This window comes from Candidatus Avelusimicrobium alvi, assembly GCF_958451995.1.
GTDB classification, from domain to species: Bacteria; Elusimicrobiota; Elusimicrobia; order Elusimicrobiales; family Elusimicrobiaceae; genus Avelusimicrobium; species Avelusimicrobium alvi.
On sequence record NZ_CAUDSG010000052.1, the window covers coordinates 1 to 8091 of the forward strand.

The window sequence follows — 8091 nt, forward strand, 5'->3', positions numbered from 1 at the left end:
GCGAGGGGATACGACCCAATAGGTCTTTCCCCAATTTATCAAAAAAAAAAAACAAATCAACCCCCTTGCCGGGGGCAGGGCCCAGAGCCTGGGCTCCCTTCTCTGGCCTGGCCAGGGCCTGGCAATATACGGTACTTTTAGATACTTGGAAGAGAAACATTCGGGAATGTAAAAGTTTTCCGGGGGGCATTTTTCTATGCGCAAACACCCGGCTAATGGAGCCGTACTATCCCAATAAATCAAACAAAAAACCCCCGCGGTAAACGGGGGTTTTTAAAGACCTGTCCGGAAAACTTACATATGTCTTTTTTTAACTTTCATACGGGCGATTGCCTGCTTGATTTCCAACTCGGCCAGTTCAAAATCAATGTCGGCGTCTTTGTTGGAGAGGGACTCTTTGGCTGCCTTAATTTTCTGCTTTTCGGCCTCTTCGTCAATTGCACCAGCCAGTTCCGCCCCTTCGGCAAACACGTTTACCACGTCGTTTAGGACTTCCACAAAGCCCCCCAGCGCGGCAAACTCTTCTTCTTTCCCGTCCTTTTTGTAACGCAGGGAACCCATCCCCAGCTGCACGATGGTTTTCACGTGCCCGGGCAGAATGCCCATCTCGCCCAATAAAGCGGGCAGGATGACCATATCCACCTCCAGGTTGGAGAGGAGCTGTTTTTCCGGCGTAATCAGGTTTAGGGTCAGTTTCTTGGCCATAGATTACTCTTTGTCTTTGACTTTTTCGTAGTTGGCCAGCACGTCTTCAATGCCGCCGCACATGTAGAAGCAGGATTCCGGGATATGGTCATACTCACCGTCTACAATGCCCTTAAAGGCTTTGATGGTGTCGGCCAGTTTAACGTATTTGCCCGGGTGTCCGGTGAATTGTTCGGCCACCGAAAACGGCTGCGACAGGAACTTCTGGATTCTTCTGGCGCGGGCCACGGTTTTCTTGTCGTCGTCCGAAAGTTCGTCCATACCCAGAATGGCAATGATATCCTGCAAATCTTTGTATTTCTGCAAGACTTTGCGCACGCTCTGGGACACGTTGTAGTGTTCGTCGCCGATGATGCGCGGGTCCAGAATGCGGGAAGTGGAATCCAGCGGATCCACAGCCGGGTAAATACCCAAGCTGGCAATCTGGCGCGAAAGCACGGAAGTGGAGTCCAAGTGCGTAAATGTGGCGGCCACGCCGGGGTCGGTCAAGTCGTCGGCGGGCACGTATACGGCCTGAATGGACGTAATGGCGCCCTTTTTCGTAGACGTAATACGTTCCTGCAGGTTGCCGATTTCGGTGTTTAAGGTCGGCTGGTAACCCACGGCGGACGGCATACGGCCCAATAAGGCGGACACTTCGGAGTTGGCAAGCACGAAGCGGAAAATATTGTCCAGGAACAACAATACGTCCTGGCCTTTTACGTCGCGGAAGTATTCGGCCTGCGTAAGAGCGGTAAGAGCCACTTTGGCGCGCGCGCCCGGCGGCTCGTTCATCTGGCCGTAGACGAGCACGGTTTTATCCAGCACGGTGCTCCCGTCGGACAGTTTGGACTCGCTCATTTCCAGCATCAAATCGTTGCCTTCGCGGCTTCTTTCCCCCACGCCGCCGAAGACGGAGCTGCCGTGGTGCTCGCGCGCCACATTGTTGATAAGCTCCATAATAAGCACGGTTTTGCCTACGCCCGCGCCGCCGAACAGACCCACTTTTCCGCCTTTCATATACGGGGCGATGAGGTCAATTACTTTAATACCGGTTTCAAAAATTTCCGGGGTCGGGTTTTGGTCTTCCAGAGAGGGCGGATCGCGGTGGATGGGCATATCCATATCGGCTTTGATATCGCCTTTGTGGTCCTGCGGTTTGCCCAGCACGTTCATCAGGCGGCCCAGGCACGCTTCGCCCACCGGCACGGAAAGGGGGCCCTCGGTGTCTACGGCTTTGGCGCCGCGCTGCAGGCCGTCGGTGCTTTCCAGCGAAACGCAGCGGACGATGCCGTCGCCCATTTGCTGGGCCACTTCGGCCACGATTTTTTTGCCGCCTTCCATATCAATTTCAATGGCGTTTTCAATGGCGGGGAGGTGGTCTTGTTCAAATTGAACGTCCACCGCCGCACCGATGATCTGAATTACTTTTCCAGTCTTCATATGGTTTCCTGTATTCTAAGAATTAGCTGTTTAGGGCTTCGGCCCCGTTCACAATATCCAAAATTTCGTTGGTAATGCTGGCCTGGCGCACTTTGTTGAGCTTTACGCCCAGCGCGGTAACCAGTTCCCCCGCATTTTTGCTGGCGGCGTCCATCGCGTTCATGGTGGCGGCCAGGTTGGCGGCCTGCGATTCCAGCAAAAAGCGGTACATATTGGCTTTTACCAGACGCGGCACCAGAAGCTGGAAAATTTCCAGCATGCCGGGCTCAAACAGAAAATCGCTTTCGTCTTTGTCGTTGTGATGTTGTTCAAAATCAAACGGCAGCATTCTCTGTTCCACCAGGTTCTGGCTGGCGAGGGACTTGAAGTCGTTGTAAATCAGCACCACTTCGCCCAGTTTCTGCTCAAAATACGTTTTCAGCACCGCTTCGCCCAGCAGTTCCGCGTGCGCGTAGGAAACTTTCGGGAAAATCCCCACGCTTTCGTACGCAATATGCAAATTCGGCATTTTTAAACGCATCAGAAAATCGCGCCCTTTTTTGCCCACCGCAAAGACGAAAATTTCTTTGTCTTTGTGTTCTTTCAGAAATTGCAGCACGCTGCGCAAAATGACCGCGTTGAACGAACCCGCCAGGCCTTTGTCGCCCGTAATAACCAGGAGGCCGATTTTGCCGGCGTCCCCGGTTTTGTTGACGAAAAAGCGTCCGGCCCAGCTTTCGCCGTCTTCCGGTTCCGGCATAGCCAGAATATCCTGCTTTAAATCGTCCACCATTTGCAGCATTTTTTTGGCGAACGGGCGGGCGGCGTCCATCGCGTCCTGCGCTTTGCGGATGCGGGCGCTGGAGATCATCTTCATCGTCTGCATAATCTGCTGCGTGGATTTGATGGCTTTGATGTTTTGCCGTATGTCCCTGAGTGATTCCATGCCGTTACCTATTTATTCCGGCCTTCCAGAATGGACACGTAGTCCGCAATGCCCGCTTCCAGCGAGTAATCCGGCTCGTAACCGAGTTTTTCTTTGGCCAGCGTCATATCCGCCTGCGTTTTAAGCTGGAAGAACGGATACGGATTATCAATGTATTCGGGTTCCAGGTTGGTGCCGAGCTCTTTATTTAAGCACGCGATGATGGCGTTGTAGTCGCGCGGGATACCGGTGGCGGCGTTGTATACGCCGGTTTCTTTGCCGTTATTCAGCGCGCAGAGATTGATTTTGACAATGTCTTTTACATATACGAAATCGCGCTGCTGTTCGCCGTATTTGAATACGCGCGGGCGTTTGCCGGCTTTCATCTGGTTGTACAGCTGGTACACCATGCTGGCCATTTTGCCCTTGTAGTATTCGCCGGGGCCGTACACGTTGAAATAGCGCAGGCCGATGATGGCCATATCGTTATTGTCGGCCGAGAACTGGCGGGCGACATTGTCCATAATCACCTTGGAAAAACCGTAGACGTTTTCCGGGTGGGTGGGCTGCGTTTCCACATTGGGGACGGGCCCGTTGCCGTAAGTGGCGGCGGAAGAAGCGTAAATGACTTTTTTAATTTCGTTTTCCGCGGCGAAGCTCAGCAGGTTTTTGAACGCTTCCACGTTCTGTTCCATCATGGCTTTTTGGTCCATTACCGTGGTGTCGGTGATGGCGGCTTCGTGGAAGATGGCGTCAAAATACATATCCGTCGGCATATAGTTGAACAAATCCGCGGTAATCACGTCGCCTTTAAAACCGATCAGGTTTTTAAAATTGCCGTTTTTGGAAAAATCGTCCATCACGGTTACTTCGTGGCCCTGGGCTTCCAGGGTTTTGGCGATATTGCTGCCGATAAATCCGGCGCCGCCGGTAACCAGGTATTTTTTCTTGGTTTTAGCGTCCATTTATTTCTCCTGTTTCGCGGGTTTGAAAACCGATTTAAAAGCGTCCAGCGCGCTGACGACTTTTTCTTCCACTTCTTTCGTCAGTTCGTTAACGGTGTTGAGCGTTTCCAGCACGTCCGGGCGTTCGGCGCGGGCGTAGGCGAGCAGCTGTTTTTCATATTCCAGCACGTCGCTGACTTCCACGCCGTCCAAATATCCGTGCACGCCGGCGTACAGCACCAGCACTTCTTCGCCCACTTTCATAGGCGCGTATTGGTTCTGCTTTAACAGTTCCGTCATGCGTTTGCCGCGCGCGATTTGGCGCTGGGATTCTTTATCCAGTTCCGAACCGAACTGCGCGAAGCCTTCCAGCTCCTGATACTGGGACAGGTCAATACGCAGCGTACCGGCCACTTTGCGCATGGTTTTGCGCTGGGCCGAGCCGCCTACGCGCGACACGGACAAACCGACGTTAATGGCCGGCTTGATGCCGCTCAAGAACAAGCTGCTTTCCAGGTAAATCTGTCCGTCCGTAATGGAAATGACGTTGGTCGGAATATACGCGGACACGTCGTTGGCCTGCGTTTCAATGATGGGAAGCGCGGTCAGCGAACCGCCGCCGTTTTCTTTGGAAAGTTTGCAGGCGCGTTCCAGCAGTCTGGAGTGCAAATAGAATACGTCGCCGGGGAACGCTTCGCGGCCCGGGGGGCGGCGCAGCAGCAAGGACATCTGGCGGTACGCCTGGGCGTGTTTGGACAAATCGTCATACACAATCAGCACGTCTTTGCCCTGCCACATAAAGTATTCGCCGATGGCGCAGCCCGCGTACGGGGCGATGTACAAAAGGGAAGCCGGGTCCGACGCGGTGGCCGACACGACCACGGTGTAATCCATGGCGCCGAAGTCCGTCAGCGTTTTGACGACCTGCGCCACGGTGCTCTGCTTCTGGCCGACGGCCACGTAAATGCAGATGCAGCGTTCAGACTGCGGAATATTCTTCTGGTTGATGATGGCATCCACCGCGATGGCGGTTTTACCCGTCTGGCGGTCGCCGATAATCAGCTCGCGCTGGCCTTTGCCGATCGGCACCATGGCGTCAATCGCTTTGATACCGGTTTGCAGCGGCTGTTTAACGGGCTGGCGGTCAATAATGCCGGGGGCAACGATGTCCAAGGGCATCGTTTTATCGGCCTTGATGGCGCCTTTGCCGTCCAGCGCGTTGCCCAGCGGGTCCACCACGCGGCCAATCATATCCGCGCTGACGGGAATGCTGATTACTTCGCCGGTGCGCTTGACGGTGCCGCCTTCGCGGACCAAATGGTCCGGGCCCATCAGCACGCAGCCTACGTTGTCGTATTCCAGGTTCAGCGCCATACCTTTGACGCCGTTGCCGAAATCAACCAGTTCCGAGGCTTTTACGTTATTCAAACCGTGCACGCGGGCAATGCCGTCGCCCACCTGGATGACGGTGCCCACTTCGCTGACGTCGGCGGAAGTGTCAAAATGTTCTATTTTTTCTTTAATGATATTGGTTATTTCTTCTGGTCTGATTGCCATATAATTACCGTATTAATGTGTCAGTTCTTCCTGCAGTTTGGCCAAACGCCCCTGCAGGCTGCCGTCTATCAGTTCTCCCCGGCACCGGATTTTGAGTCCACCCAAAAGGGCCGGGTCGGTTATAAAAGAGGCTTCCACCCGTCCGCCGTAACGTGCGGACAAGGCTTCCTCGGCGGCTTTCTTTTGCGCGGGGCTTAATTCCCGCGCCGACGCCACTTCCGCGCGCATAATACCCAGCCGCTCGTCCAACAGTTCCCCCACGCGGCGGGTAACGGCTTCCAAAAGTCCGTAGCGTTTGGCGTCAATCAACAGTTCCACGAACGACGCCGTTTCCGGCGCGCCTTGCAGCGCGTCTTTGACGGTTTGTTTTTTTTGTTCCGAAGAGACGCGCGGGCTGGTCATATATTCGCGCACGGCGGACAAAGCCTCCTGCGCGGCGCGCAAGTCGGCCGCCCGGCGGGCGGCTTCTTCGTTGGACGCGCTCAGGCCGTTGTAAGCGGCGGCGTAACGCTGCACGGCGATTCTGTCTGAACTGTTCATAACCTTATTTTGCCTTTACTTCCTCAAGCACCCGGTCCACCACGCTTTGGGCGGATTCTTCGCTCATTTGCTGCTGCACCACTTTGGAGGCGGCCAGCACGGCGGTGCGGGCGATTTCACCGCGCACGTCGGACAATGCTTTGTTCTTTTCCGCTTCAATTTGCGCTTTGGCCTGTTCAATCAGCCGCTCGGACTGTTCCTTGGCGGCCGCCAGGATTTGCTCCTTCTGCGTTTCGCCCATTTTCACGGCTTCGGCCATTTTTTTGGCGGCTTCGTCGGAAATTTGGGCGAGCTTTTCGTCCAGGTCGCGTTTAATATTTTCCGCGGCGGCGCGGGCTTCCTGCGCTTCCCGCTTGTCATTCGCCACCTGCTGTTCGCGTTTTTCCAGCATACCGATGATGCCGTTCCACGCAAATTTTTTCAGCAAATACACGAGTAACAGGAAGTTGCAGACCGTCAGCACCATTACGCCGTAGTCGGGCTTCAATAAATCTTCCATAAATTACGCTTCCAAACGGCTTATTTCATTACCATCGTGAGCAGGCAGATCACCAAGCCCAGCATAGCGGCGCCTTCCAACAGCGCGGCGATGATGATCATCGTGGTGCGCAGGTCGGAACCGGCTTCGGGCTGGCGGGCGGTGCCTTCCAACGCGGCGGTGCCGATTTTACCCAAACCAAGGCCCGCGCCAATGACGGTGAGTCCCGCGCCGATACCGGCGGCGATGTATTTAAGTGCTACGAGTTCCATATGTTATTCTCCTTTTCGGGCCGAAGCCCTCTTGCTAGATTTTTAAATTAATGCGTATGAATGACGGACCCGGCGAAAATGGCCGTTAACAGCGTAAACACATACGCCTGCAAAAACGCCACCAACAGTTCCAGACACGTCATAAAAATTTCAAGCCCCATGGCCGGAATCAAAGCCCCCGCGCCCGCGGCAACGTGCATCTGTCCGACGATAAAAATAATCAACAGCAAACAAATCAGCACCATATGCCCCGAAAGCATATTGGCAAACAAACGGATAGCCAGCACGCATACTTTGATAATCAAGCTGACTACTTCCAGCGGGAAAATCAGCGGCACCAGCCAGCCCGGCGTGCCGGACGGAACAAAGCCTTTTAAAAAGCCGATGACGCCGTGGAATTTAAGCCCGCTGTACAGAATCAGACCGCCCGAGCATAAAGCCAGCGCGGCGGTAACCGAAATGTTGGCGGTAGCGGTCCGCATGCCGGGCACCAGCCCCGCCAGCGCCGCGAACAGCACAAATAAAAACAGCGTGCAGAAATACGGCAGGAAACCGCGGCCTTCCCGGCCCATATTGGGCAGAACCATACTGTCGCGGATAAAGGAAACATACTCTTCCGCCAGCGTAGTCAGCAAGCGCCCCGTGCGGCTTTGGCGGCCCAGCGAAATCCAGTGCAGGCCGAGCAGTAATACAACGCTTATCCCCAACAGCGTAACGGTGTGGGTAGTGACCGGGAGACGAAAACCCGCCAGGGTTACCCCCCAGTCGTGGTCTAAAATGTGGTGAGAAATAATTTCAGCTACGTCCATCTTTTTTATCTGCCTTTTTTAAATTTGCGGCGTCTTTTTCCATTTGGCTGGCCGAACGTATGATTTGGTAAAACCCCAGCATAAACCCCAATACGGCCCCCGCGATTAAAAACCACGGGCTGCAATCCAGCCGTTTATCCAGCCAATACCCGGCGTAAGCGCCCAGCATTTCCGACGCGGCAAACTCCAGCCCCAACGTCGTAATCTGCAGATGATCCTGCTTGGTGAACGGTCCCAGCGCCATACGTCGCCCCCGGTTTTATTTACCGAGCGGTAAGTATACTTATATTATAAGAAACTTTCGCCAAAAAAGCTATTCTTTTTGCACGAATAAAACCGCTCTCTCTTATTGTATTAAATTTCGGCCGCCCGGGCTTTTGCGCCGGAGCGTTTGCAAGGTATCCATAATAAACATCCCCCGGCGTAGCCGGGGGTTTTTCTCAATACGGGCGTAGCCCTC

The 8091-nt window shown here is 54.3% G+C and carries 10 protein-coding genes; all 10 read right to left on the minus strand.

The annotated features are described in order from the left end of the window. Window positions 1-294 precede the first annotated feature (294 nt). Genes atpC through ACQY36_RS07610 form a run of 10 tightly spaced genes read right to left on the minus strand, consistent with a single transcriptional unit; the run spans window position 295 to window position 7875 of the window. Entirely contained in the window at window positions 295-705 is a 411-nt protein-coding gene (atpC, locus tag ACQY36_RS07565; protein WP_428078658.1) for an ATP synthase F1 subunit epsilon, read from the minus strand. Window positions 706-708: 3 nt separating this feature from the next. Next, window positions 709-2127 carry a F0F1 ATP synthase subunit beta gene (atpD, locus tag ACQY36_RS07570; protein ID WP_428078660.1) on the minus strand — a complete coding sequence of 473 codons (1419 nt, stop codon included), beginning with the start codon at window positions 2125-2127 and terminating at the stop codon, window positions 709-711. A 22-nt stretch (window positions 2128-2149) separates the two neighbouring features. After that, window positions 2150-3052: an ATP synthase F1 subunit gamma gene (atpG, locus tag ACQY36_RS07575; RefSeq protein WP_428071901.1), complete on the minus strand. Its 903-nt coding sequence runs from the start codon at window positions 3050-3052 to the stop codon at window positions 2150-2152. Between the two features lie 8 nt (window positions 3053-3060). Next, window positions 3061-3996, minus strand: coding sequence for an ADP-glyceromanno-heptose 6-epimerase (gene rfaD / locus ACQY36_RS07580; protein WP_428057397.1), 936 nt, complete (start codon window positions 3994-3996; stop codon window positions 3061-3063). Beyond that, a complete protein-coding gene (gene atpA / locus ACQY36_RS07585; RefSeq protein WP_428057398.1) occupies window positions 3997-5532 on the minus strand; it encodes a F0F1 ATP synthase subunit alpha in 1536 nt (511 codons plus the stop codon). 12 nt (window positions 5533-5544) lie between these two features. Beyond that, complete coding sequence (atpH, locus tag ACQY36_RS07590) at window positions 5545-6072, minus strand: ATP synthase F1 subunit delta (protein ID WP_428057400.1); 528 nt, start codon at window positions 6070-6072, stop codon at window positions 5545-5547. Window positions 6073-6076: 4 nt separating this feature from the next. Next, window positions 6077-6571, minus strand: coding sequence for a F0F1 ATP synthase subunit B (gene atpF, locus ACQY36_RS07595; RefSeq protein WP_428078662.1), 495 nt, complete (start codon window positions 6569-6571; stop codon window positions 6077-6079). Window positions 6572-6591: 20 nt separating this feature from the next. After that, complete coding sequence (gene atpE / locus ACQY36_RS07600) at window positions 6592-6822, minus strand: ATP synthase F0 subunit C (RefSeq protein WP_177746667.1); 231 nt, start codon at window positions 6820-6822, stop codon at window positions 6592-6594. Window positions 6823-6869: 47 nt separating this feature from the next. Next, window positions 6870-7631 (minus strand): F0F1 ATP synthase subunit A, encoded by a 762-nt coding sequence (gene atpB / locus ACQY36_RS07605; RefSeq protein ID WP_428057406.1) that lies wholly within the window; start codon window positions 7629-7631, stop codon window positions 6870-6872. Further along, on the minus strand, window positions 7618-7875 hold the full coding sequence (locus ACQY36_RS07610; RefSeq protein ID WP_428057408.1) for an AtpZ/AtpI family protein: 258 nt from the start codon (window positions 7873-7875) through the stop codon (window positions 7618-7620). Before ACQY36_RS07610 ends, atpB begins: the two co-directional genes overlap by 14 nt. Window positions 7876-8091 lie beyond the last annotated feature (216 nt).